The organism is Rhizobium sp. RAF56 (genome assembly GCF_052113965.1).
GTDB lineage: Bacteria > Pseudomonadota > Alphaproteobacteria > Rhizobiales > Rhizobiaceae > Rhizobium.
On sequence record NZ_JBFRDU010000020.1, the window covers coordinates 1 to 17,917 of the forward strand.

General features: G+C 62.0%; 15 protein-coding genes. 13 read left to right on the forward strand and 2 right to left on the reverse strand.

Features of this window, described 5'->3' with window-relative positions; all coding sequences use genetic code 11:
• Positions 1 to 289 precede the first annotated feature (289 nt).
• A complete protein-coding gene (locus AB4048_RS17420) occupies positions 290 to 643 on the reverse strand; it encodes a superinfection immunity protein (RefSeq protein ID WP_442203244.1) in 354 nt (117 codons plus the stop codon).
• Between the two features lie 605 nt (positions 644 to 1,248).
• On the opposite strand from AB4048_RS17420, the gene mraZ reads away from it, so the two are divergent.
• From mraZ to murB, 12 genes are all read left to right on the forward strand, one after another.
• Positions 1,249 to 1,689 carry a division/cell wall cluster transcriptional repressor MraZ gene (mraZ, locus tag AB4048_RS17425; RefSeq protein ID WP_442203245.1) on the forward strand — a complete coding sequence of 147 codons (441 nt, stop codon included), beginning with the start codon at positions 1,249 to 1,251 and terminating at the stop codon, positions 1,687 to 1,689.
• A 14-nt stretch (positions 1,690 to 1,703) separates the two neighbouring features.
• Complete coding sequence (gene rsmH, locus AB4048_RS17430) at positions 1,704 to 2,729, forward strand: 16S rRNA (cytosine(1402)-N(4))-methyltransferase RsmH (protein WP_442203246.1); 1,026 nt, start codon at positions 1,704 to 1,706, stop codon at positions 2,727 to 2,729.
• A 1-nt stretch (position 2,730) separates the two neighbouring features.
• On the forward strand, positions 2,731 to 3,225 hold the full coding sequence (ftsL, locus tag AB4048_RS17435; RefSeq protein ID WP_442203247.1) for a cell division protein FtsL: 495 nt from the start codon (positions 2,731 to 2,733) through the stop codon (positions 3,223 to 3,225).
• Positions 3,225 to 4,976, forward strand: coding sequence for a peptidoglycan D,D-transpeptidase FtsI family protein (locus AB4048_RS17440; RefSeq protein WP_442203248.1), 1,752 nt, complete (start codon positions 3,225 to 3,227; stop codon positions 4,974 to 4,976). The genes ftsL and AB4048_RS17440 overlap by 1 nt, the downstream gene beginning before the upstream one ends.
• A gap of 57 nt (positions 4,977 to 5,033) precedes the next feature.
• Complete coding sequence (locus tag AB4048_RS17445; RefSeq protein WP_442203249.1) at positions 5,034 to 6,497, forward strand: UDP-N-acetylmuramoyl-L-alanyl-D-glutamate--2,6-diaminopimelate ligase; 1,464 nt, start codon at positions 5,034 to 5,036, stop codon at positions 6,495 to 6,497.
• Positions 6,494 to 7,924, forward strand: a complete 1,431-nt coding sequence (locus tag AB4048_RS17450) for a UDP-N-acetylmuramoylalanyl-D-glutamyl-2,6-diaminopimelate--D-alanyl-D-alanine ligase (RefSeq protein ID WP_442203250.1) — start codon at positions 6,494 to 6,496, stop codon at positions 7,922 to 7,924. The genes AB4048_RS17445 and AB4048_RS17450 overlap by 4 nt, the downstream gene beginning before the upstream one ends.
• Before the next feature lie 24 nt (positions 7,925 to 7,948).
• Positions 7,949 to 9,049, forward strand: a complete 1,101-nt coding sequence (gene mraY / locus AB4048_RS17455) for a phospho-N-acetylmuramoyl-pentapeptide-transferase (RefSeq protein ID WP_442203251.1) — start codon at positions 7,949 to 7,951, stop codon at positions 9,047 to 9,049.
• 7 nt (positions 9,050 to 9,056) lie between these two features.
• Positions 9,057 to 10,469, forward strand: coding sequence for a UDP-N-acetylmuramoyl-L-alanine--D-glutamate ligase (murD, locus tag AB4048_RS17460; RefSeq protein WP_442203252.1), 1,413 nt, complete (start codon positions 9,057 to 9,059; stop codon positions 10,467 to 10,469).
• A gap of 1 nt (position 10,470) precedes the next feature.
• Complete coding sequence (gene ftsW / locus AB4048_RS17465) at positions 10,471 to 11,625, forward strand: putative lipid II flippase FtsW (protein WP_442203253.1); 1,155 nt, start codon at positions 10,471 to 10,473, stop codon at positions 11,623 to 11,625.
• A gap of 132 nt (positions 11,626 to 11,757) precedes the next feature.
• A complete protein-coding gene (gene murG, locus AB4048_RS17470; RefSeq protein WP_442203254.1) occupies positions 11,758 to 12,879 on the forward strand; it encodes an undecaprenyldiphospho-muramoylpentapeptide beta-N-acetylglucosaminyltransferase in 1,122 nt (373 codons plus the stop codon).
• Positions 12,876 to 14,291 carry a UDP-N-acetylmuramate--L-alanine ligase gene (gene murC / locus AB4048_RS17475; protein ID WP_442203255.1) on the forward strand — a complete coding sequence of 472 codons (1,416 nt, stop codon included), beginning with the start codon at positions 12,876 to 12,878 and terminating at the stop codon, positions 14,289 to 14,291. Before murG ends, murC begins: the two co-directional genes overlap by 4 nt.
• Positions 14,288 to 15,262, forward strand: a complete 975-nt coding sequence (murB, locus tag AB4048_RS17480) for a UDP-N-acetylmuramate dehydrogenase (protein WP_442203256.1) — start codon at positions 14,288 to 14,290, stop codon at positions 15,260 to 15,262. Before murC ends, murB begins: the two co-directional genes overlap by 4 nt.
• Positions 15,263 to 15,357: 95 nt before the next feature.
• Here murB and AB4048_RS17485 read toward each other — a convergent pair whose 3' ends face one another.
• Entirely contained in the window at positions 15,358 to 16,653 is a 1,296-nt protein-coding gene (locus AB4048_RS17485) for an MFS transporter (RefSeq protein ID WP_442203257.1), read from the reverse strand.
• Positions 16,654 to 16,952: 299 nt separating this feature from the next.
• On the opposite strand from AB4048_RS17485, the gene aqpZ reads away from it, so the two are divergent.
• A complete protein-coding gene (gene aqpZ, locus AB4048_RS17490) occupies positions 16,953 to 17,639 on the forward strand; it encodes an aquaporin Z (protein WP_442203258.1) in 687 nt (228 codons plus the stop codon).
• Positions 17,640 to 17,917 lie beyond the last annotated feature (278 nt).

Genomic DNA, 17,917 nt, shown 5'->3' on the forward strand with positions numbered 1-17,917 from the left:
AAGCCATGGCAGACGGGAGAAATCAAGCCATGGCAGACGGGAGAAATCCTGGTTCCGCATCGGTTTCGATGCCCTGCGAAACCATATCATCCATCAGCCCAAAAACGCTGAACTCGCATGGACAACCGCTTGCCCAAAACGCTTCCGCCAAACTTGAGTCGTGTACTGTGCTTTGAATCGCAGATCCGCTCTATCTTTTTGTTTTCACGCAATTCCGGACCGGAAAACCGCTTCACACTTTTCCTGGAACTGCTCTCATGCCGCACGCAAGAGACCCGCACGGTCTCGCTCAGCTTTGCGCCGAGAGCGGCGTCTGCCGCATGACGTCGTATTCGTTCTCGGTGATCACGCCGTCGCTCAGGAGTGTCCTCAGCTGCAACAGCTTTTCATCCTCCTCGTCGGCGAACCGATGTTCCATCGCCGTCCCGACATTGGCGCGCCGAATGCCGCGCGAGATTTCGGAGAGCGCCCAGAACATGCAGATGATCCAGCCGAGCAGCGTGAAGCCGAGAAATAGATTGACCCAGAAAATCGGCCACCGGCTTGGATGCTCCCTGTAGAAAGCGCTAAGCGTCGGCAGGAAATAGGCGACAAGACATACCACGCTGACGAAAGTCGGCAGAAAAGTCGATGGATCGGTCATGTGTTACGTTGCCCGGGTTGCTCTCGATCGCTCATTTCACATTCGGCATTACATCGCAAAGGCCGGCCCAGTCGCTCCGAAGACGGCAGAGTAGCTCGCCACTGCTGAGCAGTCGCATGAATATATTTAGATCATATGATGAAAAACGAAAGCCATCGGTGAATTTCGGTCGAGCGAGATCGGCATTGATAAAATCAGCCGCATTACCTGGATTTGCAGCACTTTCTTCGATCGGCGAAGGGTGCGCCTTCACCTTTCATTAACCGCTTCAGGCTTATGGTTAAGAAACGGTTTTGCGCGCATTTTCCTCGACTTTCCAAGCGCGGGGCGGGTGACCGGAAACGGCCAAGCTTGCGAATGCCCCATGCCGCGATCGCCCATTCTTGCGGTCGTGTCCCATTGACGCCCATATGGTCCCATGGTATCCCATAACTGCACTGCACGAGGGCTCTGTGCCCATTCATCGCAAAGCTTCAAGCGCCTTCATTTCGAAGGTGCCGGAAGGGCGTTCGCTCTTTCGGCTAGCGAAGTCGTGTCCGGCTGGGGCGGTGCTTTGGGGCGAATGATCGTCGCTCCTCTGTCTGAGGAAACGGGTGTTTCGCGTCATGAGCCGCTTCCTTTCGAATGCGACCAACAGGATCGATGCCAAGGGCCGGGTTTCCGTTCCCTCGGCATTTCGCGTGGTGCTGGCGGAGCGCGGCATCCGGGAGCTTTATTGCTTCCAGGATTTCGTCTTTCCGGCGATCAGCATCGGCGGCGCGGATCTGCTCGATCGGTACGAGCGTCAGATTGCGGCGGAAGATCCGTTTTCGTTGGCGGCGAACGAGATGTCGCTCCTGGTTCATGGGGGCGGGGTCTTTTTGAAGCTCGATGCGGAAGGGCGGTTGATGATCACGGATTTCATTCGCGACTTCACCGGGATTACCGAAGAGGTAACCTTCGTCGGTCGGGCGGATCATTTTCAGCTTTGGCGCCCGCAGGCCTTTCAGGCTGCTCAGGCCCAAGCACGAGGGGAGCGCAGGCTGGCGGGCGGGCGCTCGGAGTAGAATGGGGAAACGGAATGGCGGCGAATTCTGGCGAAGGTGATACCGATGCCGGTGGCGGACCTGTTCGCCACATTCCGGTTCTTCTCCCGGAGGTGCTGACGGCGCTCGCGCCGGCGCCGGGAAAGCGCATTCTTGATGGTACTTTCGGCGCCGGTGGCTATACCTCGGCGATCCTTGAAACGGGTGCGGAGGTCATCGCGCTCGACCGCGATCCGACCGCGATCGCAGCCGGCCAGGCGCTCGTGGCGGCGCATGCGGGCCGGCTCACCCTGATCCATTCCCAGTTTTCGAACCTTGCCGACCACGCCCCTGAGGAGGGGCTGGATGGCGTCGTCCTCGATATCGGCGTCTCTTCGATGCAGATCGACGAGGCGGAGCGCGGGTTCTCCTTTCAGAAGAACGGCCCTCTCGACATGCGCATGTCGGCAAGCGGTGTCTCTGCCGCCGATGTCGTCAACCGTGCCAAGGTGGCGGATCTCATTCGCATCTTTGCCTTTCTCGGAGAAGAGAAGCAGTCGCCGCGCATCGCGCATGCCATCGAGCGGCGCCGTGCCGAAAAGCCCTTCGAGACGACGCGCGATCTCGCCGGCCTGATCGAGCTCGTGACGCCGCGCAAGGCCAAGGACAAGATCCATCCCGCCACCCGCGTATTCCAGGCACTTCGCGTCTTCGTCAACGACGAGCTCGGAGAATTGGCGCAGGCGCTATTTGCGGCCGAGCAGGCATTGAAGCCCGGCGGGCGTCTCGTGGTCGTGACCTTCCACTCGCTCGAAGACCGCATCGTCAAGAAATTCTTCGCCGACCGTTCGGGCCGTGCATCCGGCTCTCGTCACCAGCCCATGGTTCACGAGCGCGCGGCCACGTTCGAGCCCGTCGGCAAGTCCATGGTCTCTGCAAGCGAGGAAGAGGCGAGCCTCAATCCTCGGGCGCGGTCGGCCAAGCTGCGCGCCGGCGAGCGAACCGCGGCTCCGTCCGAAGCCGCGGACATGGGCATATTCGACCTGCCCAATCTTGCAGGTCTTGGAAAGCTCGGAGGCTGAGATGCTGAAAACCTTCGATATCATCCTCATCGGCCTCATGACGGCAACCGCGACCATCACCTACACGATCAAGCATCGGGCGGAGCTGAAGATGGAGGAGGTTCATCGCCTCGAAGCCGAGATCAAGCTGGAAAAGGATACGATCGATCTGCTTCAGGCCGACTGGGCACTGGTGGTTCAGCCGAACCGCCTCGAGAAGCTGGCCAACATCTACAACGGTGAACTGAAGCTGCAGCCGACCGTTTCGACGGCGCTGGCGCAGCCCACCGAGCTGCCGATGCTCCGGTCGCAGCTGCCGCCGCCGGACATCGCGGACAAGGAAGGCGCGCCTATCAAGGGCGCCGCTGCCACCGGCGACAGCGCGGACGCGGAAATTCGCAGAGTCATTGCCGATGTGGCTGCAAAACCGGCGGCAAAGCCCGTCGCCAAGACCGCCGGGGCTGTGAAACACCTCGAGCCGAAAGACAACATCAAAACTGGATCGGTGAAAAACTGATGTCGTTCCTCTCGCGCATCATGGTTTTGAAGAGCAAGGCGCATTTTTCGGCAGGCGTGAACGCGCGGCCGGGTGATGAGCTGGCGCGCTCCAAGTTCGAAGGCGCGCGCAAGCGCCGGACAGGTCAGGCGAAGAGCCGCGTCGTCCTGTTGATCGTCAGCTTCACGACGGTCTATTCTGTGATCGGCGCACGTCTCGTCCAGTTCGCCGCCGCCGAGCCGGAAACGGTATCAAGCATTTTGCCGCCGGACCGGCTGATGGCGTCGCGGCCCGACATCATCGACCGCAACGGGGCAATTCTCGCAACCGACATCCGCACGGTGTCGCTCTTTGCCGAGCCGAACAAGATCATCGACCCGGACGAGGCCGTCGAGAAGCTGCGCACGGTGCTTCCCGATCTCGACTCCCGCGGCACCTACCGCAAGCTGTCGGTCAAGACTTCACATTTCGCCTGGCTCCGTCGCCAGCTGACGCCGAAGCAGCAGAGCCAGATCCTCGCGCTCGGCATTCCCGGCATCGGCTTTAGGCCGGAAAAGCGCCGGTTCTATCCGGGGGGGGCGACCGCCTCCCATATCCTCGGCTACGTCAATATCGACAACCACGGCGTCGCCGGCATGGAGAAATATATCGACGACCAGGGCCTTGCCGATCTTGCCGCCGTCGGCATGACCAGCAATGCGCCGCTGGAGCCGGTCAGGCTGTCAATCGATCTCCGCGTTCAGGCGATTGCCCGAGACGTCGTGGTCAACGCAGTCCAGAATTTCGGCGCCAAGGGTGGCGGCGCGGTCGTATTGAATGCGAGGACCGGCGAAGTGCTGGCGATGGCTTCCGCACCGGACTTCGACCCGAACAATCCGAACGAGGGTGCTGCCGAAGGCTGGCTCAACCGCATGACGAACGGCACGTTCGAAATGGGCTCAACCTTCAAGACCATCACGATGGCGATTGCACTCGATTCGGGCAAGGTGACGCTACGCGACGCCTTCGACGCCAGCGCGCCGTTGCATATCGGCGGCTTCACCATTCACGACTTCCACGGTCAGCACCGAGTGCTGACGGTGCCGGAAATCTTTCAGTTCTCTTCCAACATCGGCACGGCCAAGATCATCGATCTCGTCGGTATCGAAACCCAGAAGGAGTACATGACGCGGTTCGGCCTGCTGACGAAGCTCCAGACGGAGCTGCCGGAAGTGAAGACACCGAGCCAGCCGCGCGTGTGGAAGAAGATCAACTCGATTACCATCTCCTTCGGCCATGGCGTCTCGACGACGCCGCTGCAGACGGCTGTCGCGGGTGCGGCGCTCGTAAACGGGGGTAGGCTGATCGACCCGACTTTCCTGCCGCGTACGGAAGAGCAGGCGGATGAGATCGCGAAGGTCGTGGTCAAGAAGAAGACCAGCGACGACGTTCGTTTCCTGCTCGACTTCAACGGCTCGAAGGGCTCCGGCCGCGCGGCACGCGTGCCCGGCTTCGATGTCGGCAGCAAGACCGGCACTGCCGACAAGGTCGTGCACGGCCGCTACTCGTCGACCCTCAACTTCAACACCTTCCTTGCCGCCTTCCCGATCGATGATCCGCAATACGTCGTCTTCACCTTTTGCGACGAACCGAAGACCGGCGAACATGGCGGCACGATCTCGGCCTATACCGCAGCTCCCATCGCCCGCGACATTATCGCCCGCGCAGCGCCGATTCTCGGTGTAAAACCGAAATTCGGGGAAGATGCTTCCGCCTTGCTGGTGTCTTATTAGAAGGCAAAAGAATGAGGTGCGCGATTCGCGCGCCAATTCGAACAGAGAAGTACACTGATGAAATTGCGGGAACTCGCCGGGCAGGATTTTGCGGACGTCAGAGATAAGGTCGAGGGAGCGCTTGGCGACCTGGAGATTTCCGGCCTATCCTCCGACAGCCGCCAGATCGCGCCGGGGATGGCCTTCGTCGCGGTAACCGGGACCAAGGCCGACGGATCCGCTTTCATCGCCGACGCGGTTTCCCGGGGAGCAGCAGCTGTCGTCTCTGTACAGGAGATAGACGCCGGCAAGGTTCCGGTGCTCACTGTTCCTGAACCCCGCCGTTTCCTTGCGACGGCCGCGGCTCGCTTCTATGGCCGCCAGCCGAAAACGATGGTCGCCGTGACCGGCACCGCCGGCAAGACCTCGGTCGCCTCCTTCACCCGCCAGATCTGGGCGCATGCCGGCCATGCGGCCGCGATGATCGGCACGACAGGCGTCGTGTCGCCCACTCGCAACGACTACGGCTCGCTAACGACGCCGGACCCGGTTTCCCTGCACAAGCTTCTGGCGGAACTGGCCGGCGAGGGCGTCACTCATGCGGCGATGGAAGCCTCGAGCCACGGGCTAGACCAGTTCCGTCTCGACGGCGTCAGGCTTTCGGCGGCTGCCTTCACCAATCTCGGCCGCGACCACATGGACTATCATCCGACCGTGGAGGCCTATTTCGCGGCCAAGATGCGCCTCTTTGAAGCGCTGCTGCCGAAGGGTTCGCCGGCCGTGATTTTCGCCGATGACGCCTGGTCTGACCAAGCGGTGGCGGTGGCGCGCAAGGCTGGGCAGGACGTGCGCACTGTCGGACGCAAGGGCGATTTCCTGACGCTGAAACGGGTCGAGCATTTCCGTCACAAGCAGGTGGCCGAGGTCCATTTCGGCGACGAAATTTTCGAAGTGCACATTCCGCTTGCCGGCGATTTCCAGGTCGCCAATGCGCTCGTCGCAGCCGGCCTTGCGGTATCGACCGGCGTTCCGGCGGCACGGGCGATGGCGGCGCTCGAAAAGCTTCAAGGCGCCTCCGGGCGCCTGGAGCTGGTCGGCCACACGAAGGACGGCGCGCTCGCCTATGTCGACTACGCCCACAAGCCGGATGCTTTGGAAAACGTGCTCGGCTCGGTTCGCCCCTTTACCACCGGCCGCATCATCGTCGTCTTCGGCTGCGGCGGCGACCGCGATCGCGGCAAGCGGCCGATCATGGGCGAAATCGCCTGCCGGCTGGCCGACGTGGTCATCGTTACGGACGACAATCCGCGCTCGGAGGAGCCTTCAACCATCCGCAGCGAGATCATGGCTGCCGCCGCATGCGCCACCGAGATAGGGGACCGGTCCGCGGCGATCCGCGAGGCAGTCGGGATGCTGCAATCCGGCGACACGCTGATCGTCGCCGGGAAGGGCCACGAAGAGGGGCAGACGATTGGCAGCATGACCTTGCCGTTCTCCGATCATGCCGAATTGCGCAATGCCTTGGAGGAGTTGAAAACTTGACCTGGCTGTGGACATCCGAGGACATGATCGCCGCCATGGCGGGCCGGCCGTTCGGGTCGCTGCCCGCCGGCATCACCGGCATCTCCATCGATAGCCGCTCGATCAAGCCGGGCGAGGCGTTCTTCGCCATCAGGGGCGACCGTGTCGACGGTCACGACTATGCAGGCCAGGCGATGGCGAACGGCGCATCGCTGCTCGTCGTCAGCGAAGGTCGGTTGCCGGCCATGGGCCGACTGACGGTGCCGAAGATCGTCGTCGAAGATGTGCTGGTGGCGCTTGCCAAGCTCGGCGTCGCGGCGCGCGCGCGCACCGAGGCAAAGATCATCGCCGTCACCGGCTCTGTCGGCAAGACGACGACGAAGGAGATGCTGCGCCATGTGCTTGCACCCTCCGGCAAGGTGCATGCCTCCGTTGCCTCCTACAACAATCATTGGGGCGTGCCGCTGACGCTTGCTCGCATGCCTGAAGACAGCGACTTCGGCGTCTTCGAAGTGGGCATGAACCACCCGGATGAGATCCGGCCGCTGGTCAAGATGATCGAGCCGCATGTCGCTATCATAACGACGATCGCGCCGGCTCATCTCGGCAATTTCAACAGCCTGGAAGAGATTGCCGCCGCCAAGGCCGAGATCTTCGAAGGGCTGGTGCCGGGTGGCGACGCCATTCTCAATCGCGACAACGACCAGTTCGCTTTCCTCGAGCGCGAGGCGCAGGCGCGGGGCGTTCAAAACATCCACTCCTTCGGCCAGCACGCCAAGGCGGACTTCCGACTTGCCGAGTTCAACGGCTCGGAGGAAAACTCCACGCTCTGGCTGACGCTCGGGGGCGAGACGATGGAGATCGCGATCGGTGCGCCCGGTCGCCACATCGCCGAAAACGCGCTTGCCGTTCTGGGCGCCGTCACGCTCGTCGACGCCGACCTTGATCTCGCCATCGAGGCGCTCGCCACGCTGCAGCCGGAAAAGGGGCGCGGCAAGCGACACAGGCTGGCGATCGGCAATGGCTATTTCACGTTGATCGACGAGAGCTACAACGCCAATCCGACGTCCATGCGCGCGGCGATTTCGCTTCTTTCCGCCGGATCGGAAGGCAAAGGGCGGCGGATTGCCGTCCTCGGCGACATGCTGGAGATGGGGGAACACGCCCAAAAGGTCCACGCCGACCTTTCGGGGCCGATACTGGCGACCGGGATAGAGCATGTCTGGCTCGCCGGGCCTGAAATGGCGGCCCTCCGCGATTCCTTGCCCGAAAGCGTGCATGTCGAATATCGCGAAACCACGGCAGAGCTTGCCGCTTTCGCGCTCAAAGCCGTCGCCGCAGGCGACATACTCATGGTGAAATCGTCGCTCGGGACGGGATTCGGGAAGATCGTGGCAGCCTTGCTTGACAAATTTCCTGCATTTTCGGACACGGAGCCCCACTCATAACGAGGGTTCGAGAAAGGGCTCTTAATGCTGATCTGGCTTGTTGAATTGTCGGAACATTTAAAATTTTTCAATCTTTTCCGATACATAACATTTCGCACCGGTGCCGCGCTGTTCACGTCCGCGGCAATCGTCTTTCTGTTCGGGCCAAGGATCATCGCCTCGCTGCGTGTGCGCCAGGGGAAGGGCCAGCCGATCCGCGCCGACGGCCCGCAGACCCACTTCAAGAAGGCCGGCACGCCCACCATGGGAGGGCTGATGATCATTGCCGGCATTGTCGGCTCATGTCTCCTCTGGGCGGACCTGTCGAGCGTCTATGTAGTGGCCGTCCTCCTCGTGACGCTCGGTTTCGGCGCGATCGGCTTTTATGACGACTATCTGAAGGTCACGAAGCAGAGCGACAAGGGCTTTTCGGGCCGCGCCCGCCTCGGCATCGAGTTCCTGATCGCCTGCATTGCCACATATTTCATGATGCGCACGGCGCTGGCTTCGGGTCCCTCAGGCTCCACCTTCGGCTCGTCGATCGCCTTTCCTTTCTTCAAGGACTTCATGATCAATCTCGGCATCTTCTTCGTGCTGTTCGGCGGCTTCGTCATCGTCGGCGCCGGCAATGCCGTGAACCTGACCGACGGTCTTGACGGCCTTGCCATCGTGCCTGTCATGGTCGCCGCCGCCTCCTTCGGCGTCATCGCCTATCTCGCCGGCAATTTTATCTTCGCGAGCTACCTGCAGATCAATTTCGTTCCCGGAACCGGCGAACTTGCCGTCGTGCTCGGCGCGGTGATCGGCGCGGGCCTCGGGTTCCTTTGGTTCAATGCGCCGCCGGCCGCAATCTTCATGGGCGACACCGGATCGTTGGCGCTTGGCGGCATGATAGGCACCGTCGCCGTCGCCACCAAGCACGAAATCGTCATGGCGATCATCGGCGGGCTGTTCGTGATAGAGACGCTGTCGGTCATCATCCAGGTTGGCTTTTTCAAGATGACCGGCCGCCGGGTCTTCCTCATGGCGCCGATCCACCATCACTTCGAGAAAAAGGGGTGGACCGAGAGCCAGGTCGTTGTCCGCTTCTGGATCATCGCGGTGGTACTGGCGCTGGTCGGCCTTTCGACGCTGAAGCTCAGGTGATCCGGCGATGATTCCGATTACCACGCTCAAGGACAAGAAAGTAGCGCTGTTCGGGCTCGGGGGCTCGGGCTTTGCCACGGCCAGGGCGTTGATGTCAGGCGGGGCGATCGTCACTGCCTGGGACGACAATCCCGACAGCGTCAGGAAGGCTGCTGCCGAAGGCGTCCATACGGCGGATCTCAGGAGCGAGGATTGGAGCGTCTTTTCCGTTTTCGTGCTCTCGCCGGGCGTGCCGCTGACGCATCCGAAACCGCATTGGACCGTCGAACTCGCCCGTGCTGCCGGCCTCGACATCATCGGCGACGTGGAGCTTTTTGTGCGCGAGCGCAGGGCGCATGCGCCCGGCTGCCCCTTCATCGCGATCACCGGCACCAACGGCAAGTCGACCACGACAGCCCTGATTGCCCACATCCTCAAGGCGAGCGGGCGCGACACGCAGCTTGGCGGCAATATCGGCACGGCGATCCTGACGCTTGACGTACCTAAGGCCGAACGCTTCTACGTCGTCGAGTGCTCGTCCTACCAGATCGATCTCGCCCCGACGCTCAATCCGTCGGCAGGCATCCTGCTCAACCTGACGCCGGACCATCTCGATCGTCACGGCACCATGCAGCACTATGCCGGCGTCAAGGAGCGGCTGGTGGGCGGCAGCGGCGTTGCCATCGTCGGCGTCGATGACAGTTTCTCCACGCTGATTGCCGACCGCGTCGAACGCGCCGGCGTCAAAGTCACCCGCATTTCCCGCCGCCATCCGGTGGCGAACGGGCTCTACGCCGAGGGTAGCCGCATCGTTGAGGCAGCCAATGGCGCCACGTCGACCATTGCCGATCTCGACGGCATCCAGACGCTCCGCGGCAGCCACAATGCGCAGAATGCGGCCGCGGCGATCGCCGCTTGCCTGGCGGTCGGCCTTTCCGCCGACGAGATCCGTGCCGGATTGGCCTCCTTCCCAGGCCTGAAGCACCGCATGCAGCCGGTCGCAAAGCGCGGCAACGTCGTCTTCGTCAACGATTCCAAGGCGACGAACGCGGACGCCGCAGCGCCGGCGCTGTCGAGCTACGATCGCATCTACTGGATTGCCGGCGGTCTGCCGAAGGAGGGCGGCATCACCACGCTCGCCGCGCTCTTTCCACACATCGCACAGGCATATCTGATCGGCGAGGCAGCACCCGCTTTCGCAGCGACGCTCGGAGAGAAGGTGCCTTACGAGATTTCGGGGACGCTCGCCCAGGCGGTAGCGCATGCCGCGGCCGATGCGGAAAAGGATGACGCCAGCCAGGTCGCCGTGATGCTATCCCCGGCTTGCGCAAGCTTCGACCAGTATAAGAACTTCGAGGCGCGCGGCGACGCATTCGTCGATCATGTGGCGGCGTTGGAAGGGGTCACGATGCTGATCGATCCGGCGACAGGAGGCAAATGAGATGGTAAGCCGCGTGCAGCGTGGGGCCCTGGCCGACTGGTTCTGGACCATCGATCGGTTTTTTCTGGCGATCTTCATCCTGTTGATGGGGATCGGCTTCATGCTGTCCTTTGCGGCGTCTCCGGCGGTGGCCGAGCGCATCGGGCTGGAGCCATTCCATTTCGTCAAGCGTCACGCCGCCTTCCTGATCCCGGCGATAGCGACGATGATCGGCATCTCCTTCCTGACGCCGCGGCAGGTGCGGCGTACAGCGGTGATCCTCTTGATCGTCGCACTGGCGATGATGCTGTTTGCCCTGTTTTTCGGCATCGAGGTCAAGGGGTCGCGGCGCTGGGTCAATATCGCGAGCCTTTCGATCCAGCCGTCGGAATTCATGAAGCCGGCCTTCGTCATCGTCTGCGCTTGGCTCTTTGCCGAACACGCCCGCCAGCCTGAAATTCCGGGCAATCTCTTCGCCATCATTCTCTACGGCATCGTCGCCTCGCTGCTGGTGGCCCAGCCCGACCTTGGGCAGACGATCCTGACGACGGCGGTCTGGGGTGGGATGTTCTTCATGGCGGGCATGCCTTGGCTCTGGATCATCCTGCTCGGCGGCTTCGGTGCGGGCGGTCTCGTCAGCGCCTACTACGTCTTTCCGCACGTGGCGCTTCGAATAGACAAGTTCCTGACCGGCGAGGGCGACACCTTCCAGGTGGATACCGCCAAGGAGGCGATCGTTCGCGGCGACTGGTTCGGCGCAGGCCCCGGAGAGGGCATCGTCAAGCGCATCATCCCCGATGCGCACACCGACTTCATCTTCTCGGTCGCGGCGGAGGAATTCGGCGTTATTTTCTGCATGGCGCTGGTTGCCGTCTTCGCCGTGCTGGTGCTGCGCGGCCTGTCGCATGCCTACAAGGAAAAGAACGACTTCAACCGATTTGCCGTCGCCGGCCTCGTGCTGCAGATCGGCATTCAGTCGATCATCAATGTCGGCGTTAACCTGCAGCTTTTGCCAGCCAAGGGCATGACGCTGCCGTTGATTTCCTACGGCGGCTCCTCGATGATCGCGATTGCGGTCACGGCGGGCTTCATCCTTGCCCTCACGCGACATAGGCCCGAAAAACGGGCGCAGGACCGCAGCCTGTTCCGCGTCACGAACGGCCTGCCGGCGGAGTAGTTTGATGTTGTGCCTTGTCGCTTCGCCCGTCACCTTGACGCTTTCCCCTCAGCCGGGGAGAGGAGACGCTGTGTGCTATAAGGCGGTGTCGCGTCATTCCGACGGCCACCCGGCTGAAAGGCCCTTTCAACCATGACCAAAGGCCTCATACTTCTCGCCGCTGGCGGCACCGGCGGCCATGTGTTTCCGGCCGAGGCGCTCGCCCATAAGCTTAAGGAGCGCGGCTACTCGGTTCACCTGGTAACCGACAGCCGTGCCGAGCGTTTTGCCGGCAAGTTCCCTGCCGACGAGATCCATGTCGTCCCATCCGCGACGATCGGCTCGAAGAACCCCCTGAAGGTCGCGCGCTCGCTGCTGACGCTCTGGATTGGCATGCGCGCGGCGCGAAAACTGATCGTGCGGCTGAAGCCTATCTGCGTCGTCGGCTTCGGCGGCTATCCGACGGTACCGCCGCTGCTCGCTGCGACCCGCATCGGCGTGCCGACGATGATCCACGAGCAGAACGCCGTCATGGGCCGTGCCAACAAGGCGCTTGCCCCGCGCGTTCAAGCGATCGCCGGCGGATTTCTCGGACCCAATGGCGCATTTGCCGACAAGACGGTGACGACTGGAAATCCGGTGCGGCCGGCCGTCATCGAGGCAGCAAAGCAACCCTACGTGCCCTCCGGCGCTGGCGAACCCTTCAACCTCGTCGTCTTCGGCGGCAGCCAGGGCGCGCAGTATTTTTCGAAGACGCTGCCGACGGCGATCAGCCTGCTCGAGGACGAACTCAGGAGCCGATTGCGCATCACGCAGCAGGTGCGGCCCGAAGATATGGATATGGTCACGGGCTGTACGCGCCAGCTGGAAATGAAGGCCGACGTCGCGCCTTTCTTTACCGACATGGCCGAGCGCATTGGCGCCGCCCATCTGGTCATCAGCCGTTCCGGCGCCTCGACCGTGTCGGAAATTTCGGTCATCGGCCGTCCCGCCATCCTGGTTCCCTATCCGCATGCGCTCGATCACGACCAGGCTGCGAATGCCGCCACGCTTGCCGCGGCCGGCGGCGCCAAGGTGATCGCACAGTCCGAACTTTCGCCCGAAAAGCTGTCCGCGATCATTCGAAGCGCGATGAATGCGCCCGAAAAGCTTGCAAAGATGGCCGCGGCGGCCAAACTTGCCGGCAAGCCCGACGCTGCGAACTTGCTCGCGGACATGGTTGAGGCTATTGCGGGCAAACGTTCAATTACCGAATTCAAGGGGGCAGGCGCATGAAGCTGCCGAAGGCGATCGGCCTTGTACATTTCATCGGCATCGGCGGAATCGGCATGAGCGGCATCGCCGAAGTGCTGCACAATCTCGGCCATCGCGTGCAGGGCTCCGATCAATCCGACAGCGCCAACGTGCAGCGGCTGCGTGATAAAGGCATAGCGGTTCACGTCGGCCACAAGGCCGAAAACCTCGGCGATGCCGAAGTGGTCGTGGTGTCGACCGCCATCAAGAAGGACAATCCGGAGCTCGTCGCCGCACGCGAAAAGCTGCTGCCGGTGGTGCGGCGCGCCGAGATGCTCGCCGAGCTCATGCGCTTCCGCAACGCGATCGCGATCGGCGGTACGCACGGCAAGACGACGACGACCTCGCTTGTCGCGACGCTTCTCGAAGCAGGCGGCCTCGATCCAACCGTCATCAACGGCGGCATCATCAATGCCTACGGCACGAACGCCCGCATGGGCGAGGGCGAGTGGATGGTGGTGGAGGCCGACGAATCCGACGGCACCTTCCTGAAGCTGCCGGCCGATGTGGCCGTCATTACCAACATCGATCCCGAGCACCTCGACCACTACGGCAGTTTCGACGCCGTGCGCGCCGCCTTTCGCCAATTCGTGGAGAATGTGCCTTTTTACGGCTTCGGCGTGCTTTGCCTCGATCATCCCGAAGTGCAGGCTTTGGTCAGCCGCATCGAAGACCGCAAGGTCATCACCTATGGCGAGAACCCGCAGGCGGACGTGCGCTATCTCAATGTCCGCATCGACGGCACGCGCTCGCTTTTCGACATCGAAATTCGCCGCCGGCGCACCGGCCAGGTTATAGAGATCAAGGATCTCGTCATGCCGATGCCGGGCCGCCATAATATTTCCAACGCCACAGCCGCCATCGCGGTGGCCAACCGATTGGGAATGTCGAACGAGGACATCGCCAAGGGGCTCGCCTCCTTCGGCGGGGTGAAGCGGCGCTTCACGTTGACGGGCGAATGGAACGGTGTGCGCGTATTCGACGACTACGGCCATCACCCAGTCGAGATCAAGGCGGTGCTCCGGGCAGCGCGCGAGGCGTGCAATGGCCGGATCATCGCCGTCCATCAGCCGCATCGCTACACGCGCCTGTCGAGCCTGTTTGAAGAGTTCGCGGCCTGCTTCAACGATGCCGACAGCATTTTCCTCGCGCCGGTCTATGCGGCGGGGGAGGAGCCGATCGAGGGGGCTGACTCCGAGGCGCTTGTATCGCGCATCAAGGCAGGTGGCCACCGCGACGCGCGCTACCTGCCGTCGCCGGATCGTCTGGCGTCGATGGTCGCGGAGATTGCGCGACCGGGTGATTTCGTGGTTTTGTTGGGAGCTGGCAGCATCACATATTGGGCAGCTGCATTGCCAAAGGAATTGGAAGGCCTTTCAGGTAAGTCTGCATGAAACAGGTAAACGGGGAAAAGTTGCTCGCGTCTCTGGGCGAGGGTGTAAAGGAAATCCGCGGCCGGCTGTCACCGGATGCGCCGATGGACCGCGTCACGTGGTTCCGCGCCGGAGGTTTGGCGGAGCTGATGTTCCAGCCGCACGATACCGAGGACCTCATCGCCTTCCTGAAGCTGCTGCCCGAGGAGGTGCCGCTGACGGTGGTGGGTGTCGGCTCCAACATTCTCGTGCGCGACGGGGGGATCCCAGGCGTCGTGTTGCGGCTCTCGGCCAAGGGCTTCGGCTCTGTCGATCTTGCCGGTGAGAACCGTATCGTTGCCGGCGCCATCTGCCCGGATAAGCATGTGGCCGCGATGGCGATGGACAACGGCATCGGCGGCTTCCATTTCTTCTACGGCATTCCCGGCACCATCGGGGGGGCCGCCCGCATGAACGCGGGGGCAAACGGAACCGAGACGCGCGAGCGCGTCGTCGAGGTGCACGCGCTCGACCGCAAGGGCAACAAGCATGTGCTCAGTACCGCCGAGATGGGATACACTTACCGTCATTCGGCAGCGCCTGAGGACCTGATTTTCACGCACGTGGTTTTCGAAGGCTACCCGGAAGACCGCGCCAAGATCCGCGCAGATATGGATGCCGTGCGCAGCCATCGCGAGACCGTGCAGCCGATCCGCGAGAAGACCGGCGGCTCGACCTTCAAGAATCCGGAAGGCCATTCCGCCTGGGAACTGATCGACGAGGCGGGATGCCGCGGCCTTGTCATCGGCGGGGCGCAGATGTCGTCGCTGCACTGCAACTTCATGATCAACATGGAGCAGGCGACCGGCTACGATCTCGAATATCTCGGCGAGCAGGTCCGCCGCGAGGTCTTCGAAAAATCCGGCATCAAGCTCGAATGGGAAATCAAGCGCCTCGGCGTCTTCATGCCCGGCCGCGAAGTGCGCCCCTTCCAGGGCGTCACGACGGAATAGCGCTGAGCTGCCGAGCGCCAGCGCTTGTTAGGTAGAAAGCAAAAAGGGCCGCGGCGGTAATCGTCGCGGCCCTTTTCTCATGCGTTTTGGAAACCTTACAGCTCTTCGTTGCCGGAGAGCAGCAGGCAGACCAGAGTGATCGCGGCCGCAGCTGCCATGTAGTAGCCGACGTAGGCGAGCCCGTAGGTTGCCGCCAAGGACGTCGCGATGTAAGGCGCCAGCGACGCGCCGAAGATGCCGGCAAAGTTGAAGGTGATCGAAGCGCCGGTGTAGCGAACCGCGGTCGGGAAGGGCGCGGCGAGCGCCGTGCCGATCGGGCCATACGTCATGCCCATGAGGGCCATGCCGAGTGCCGCGAAGAAATAGACTTCAGCCAGCCCACCTGACAGCAGCGACGGCAGAAGGAAGGAATAGGCGGCAATGGCGATCGTCGTCAGCACCAGCACCGTGCGGCGGCCGTAGCGGTCGGACAGCTTGCCGGAAATCGGGATGAAGATGCCGAAGAATATCGCGGCGACAATCTGCACCAGCAGCGCGTCGAGGAAGCTGATCTTCAGGACCTTGACGTTGTAGGACAGAAGGTAGGCCGTGACGATGTAGAACAGCACGAAGGTGGCAAGCGCCGCGAAGGTGCCAAGCACGATGCTGCGCTTATAGTTGCGGAAGATGGTCGCGACCGGAATCGCGACGCGTTCCTTCTTTTCGATCGCCGCGCGGAACTCCGGCGTTTCAGTGATCGACAGACGCACCCACAGACCGATGACAATGAGGACGATCGAGGCGACGAAGGGCACGCGCCAGCCCCAGGCCACGAAGTCTTCCTGCGAGATCAGGTGCAGCAGAGCCCAGAAGATGCCGGAAGACAGGAAGAGGCCGATCGGTGCTCCCAGCTGCGGGAACATCCCGTACCAGGAGCGCTTTTCCGGTGGCGCATTCTCGGTTGCGAGAAGCACGGCGCCACCCCATTCGCCGCCGAGACCAAAACCCTGGCCGAAGCGGAAGAGTGCAAGCAGCAGCGGCGCGAGGACGCCGATGGACTCGTAGGACGGCAGCAGGCCGATCAGCACGGTGGAGACGCCCATGGTCATCAGCGCGGCCACGAGCGTCGCCTTGCGGCCGATCCGGTCGCCAAAATGACCAAAGACGATCGCGCCGATCGGGCGCGCGAAGAAGGCGATGGAGAAGGTCGCGAAAGATTGCAGAATGGCGGATGTCGGGTCACTTGTCGGGAAAAACAGTGTCGGGAACACGAGCACGGCCGCCGTTGCGTAGACGTAGAAGTCGAAAAATTCGATCGTCGTGCCGATCAGGCTTGCGAGAAGAACGCGCGCCGGAGAATTCGTGACAGCCTTGTTCGGCGCCGATGGCAAAGGAGATATCGCGTCAGTCATTTATCCTATCAATCCCGATTAGTAAGTTCGCCTTAGTCGCGATTAAAGCAATTTTTGATCCGGGCAAGCACAAAAATGCAAGATTTGAACGAAAGTCGATGCTGCGCCGCATCATTATTTCACCGGGCCGCGTTTTCCCGATTTTCCGGCGGTCAGCTACTCAGGACATGCTTTCGACCAATAAAATCGGCCTTAGGTTTAAACTTTTGGGGAGGTTTGGCGGGGAGCCTATTGACGAGAATCACCTGTGGCGGAATGTTATTCGCGCCATAGCTGTGGTTTTTTAAAGGACAAAGATTGTGCAGAAAAAACTTATTGCGGAATTTATTGGGACATTTTGGCTTGTGTTTGGTGGGTGCGGCAGCGCTGTGCTCGCCGCTGCCTTTCCCGGCCTCGGGATCGGCTTTGTCGGTGTGGCGCTCGCCTTCGGACTGACGGTGCTGACGATGGCCTACGCGGTCGGCGGGATTTCCGGCGGTCACTTCAATCCCGCCGTCACGGTGGGGGTTGCCGTCGCCGGGCGGTTTCCGATGAAGAACGTGGCTCCCTACGTCATCACCCAGGTCGTCGCTGCGGTCGCCGCCGCTGCGGTCCTCTATCTCGTCGCCAGCGGCAAGGCCGATTTCCAGCTGGGCGGGTTTGCGGCCAATGGATTCGGCGAGCACAGCCCCGGCGGCTATTCGCTGCTCTCGGCGCTGGTGATCGAAGTGGTGCTTACCCTGTTCTTCCTTCTCATCATCCTCGGCTCGACCAGCGCACGCGTGCCGGCCGGTTTTGCGCCGATCGCCATCGGTCTGGCGTTGACGCTCATCCATCTGATCTCGATCCCGGTAACCAACACCTCGGTCAATCCGGCGCGCTCGACGGGGCAGGCGCTCTTCGTCGGGGGCTGGGCGCTGCAACAGTTGTGGCTGTTCTGGCTTGCTCCAATCGTCGGTGGCGTGCTCGGCGGCAGCCTCTGGAAACTGGTCGACGACGAAGGTTGATTGCTTTCCGTTTTCGCTGCCCGACCCGCGCTAACACTGGCGCGGGTTTTTTATATATGCATTCGAATATGTGTGCCGGCGCTGCTTTTCCTTAACATCTTGAATTCGTGCGCGATCCTCGCAGCAACCCTGATTCTTTTATGACAGATCTCTCCCGAAAATGGCCCGTCAAGTCTTGCGCCTTCGGCAACTATCTGATTCCTAGAGATAATCCTGCGACATGATTTGAGTCGCCAGTGTCCTCGGCGTAACGAAAGCGCTCTGCGGTTAACGAAAGT

What these genes read in the sequence shown, in the direction of transcription:
- AB4048_RS17420 (WP_442203244.1), bottom strand. Translation starts at nt 643, where the DNA reads ATGACCGATCCATCGACTTTTCTGCCGACTTTCGTCAGCGTGGTATGT.
- mraZ (WP_442203245.1), top strand. Translation starts at nt 1,249, where the DNA reads ATGAGCCGCTTCCTTTCGAATGCGACCAACAGGATCGATGCCAAGGGC.
- rsmH (WP_442203246.1), top strand. Translation starts at nt 1,704, where the DNA reads ATGGCGGCGAATTCTGGCGAAGGTGATACCGATGCCGGTGGCGGACCT.
- ftsL (WP_442203247.1), top strand. Translation starts at nt 2,731, where the DNA reads ATGCTGAAAACCTTCGATATCATCCTCATCGGCCTCATGACGGCAACC.
- AB4048_RS17440 (WP_442203248.1), top strand. Translation starts at nt 3,225, where the DNA reads ATGTCGTTCCTCTCGCGCATCATGGTTTTGAAGAGCAAGGCGCATTTT.
- AB4048_RS17445 (WP_442203249.1), top strand. Translation starts at nt 5,034, where the DNA reads ATGAAATTGCGGGAACTCGCCGGGCAGGATTTTGCGGACGTCAGAGAT.
- mraY (WP_442203251.1), top strand. Translation starts at nt 7,949, where the DNA reads ATGCTGATCTGGCTTGTTGAATTGTCGGAACATTTAAAATTTTTCAAT.
- murD (WP_442203252.1), top strand. Translation starts at nt 9,057, where the DNA reads ATGATTCCGATTACCACGCTCAAGGACAAGAAAGTAGCGCTGTTCGGG.
- ftsW (WP_442203253.1), top strand. Translation starts at nt 10,471, where the DNA reads ATGGTAAGCCGCGTGCAGCGTGGGGCCCTGGCCGACTGGTTCTGGACC.
- murG (WP_442203254.1), top strand. Translation starts at nt 11,758, where the DNA reads ATGACCAAAGGCCTCATACTTCTCGCCGCTGGCGGCACCGGCGGCCAT.
- murC (WP_442203255.1), top strand. Translation starts at nt 12,876, where the DNA reads ATGAAGCTGCCGAAGGCGATCGGCCTTGTACATTTCATCGGCATCGGC.
- murB (WP_442203256.1), top strand. Translation starts at nt 14,288, where the DNA reads ATGAAACAGGTAAACGGGGAAAAGTTGCTCGCGTCTCTGGGCGAGGGT.
- AB4048_RS17485 (WP_442203257.1), bottom strand. Translation starts at nt 16,653, where the DNA reads ATGACTGACGCGATATCTCCTTTGCCATCGGCGCCGAACAAGGCTGTC.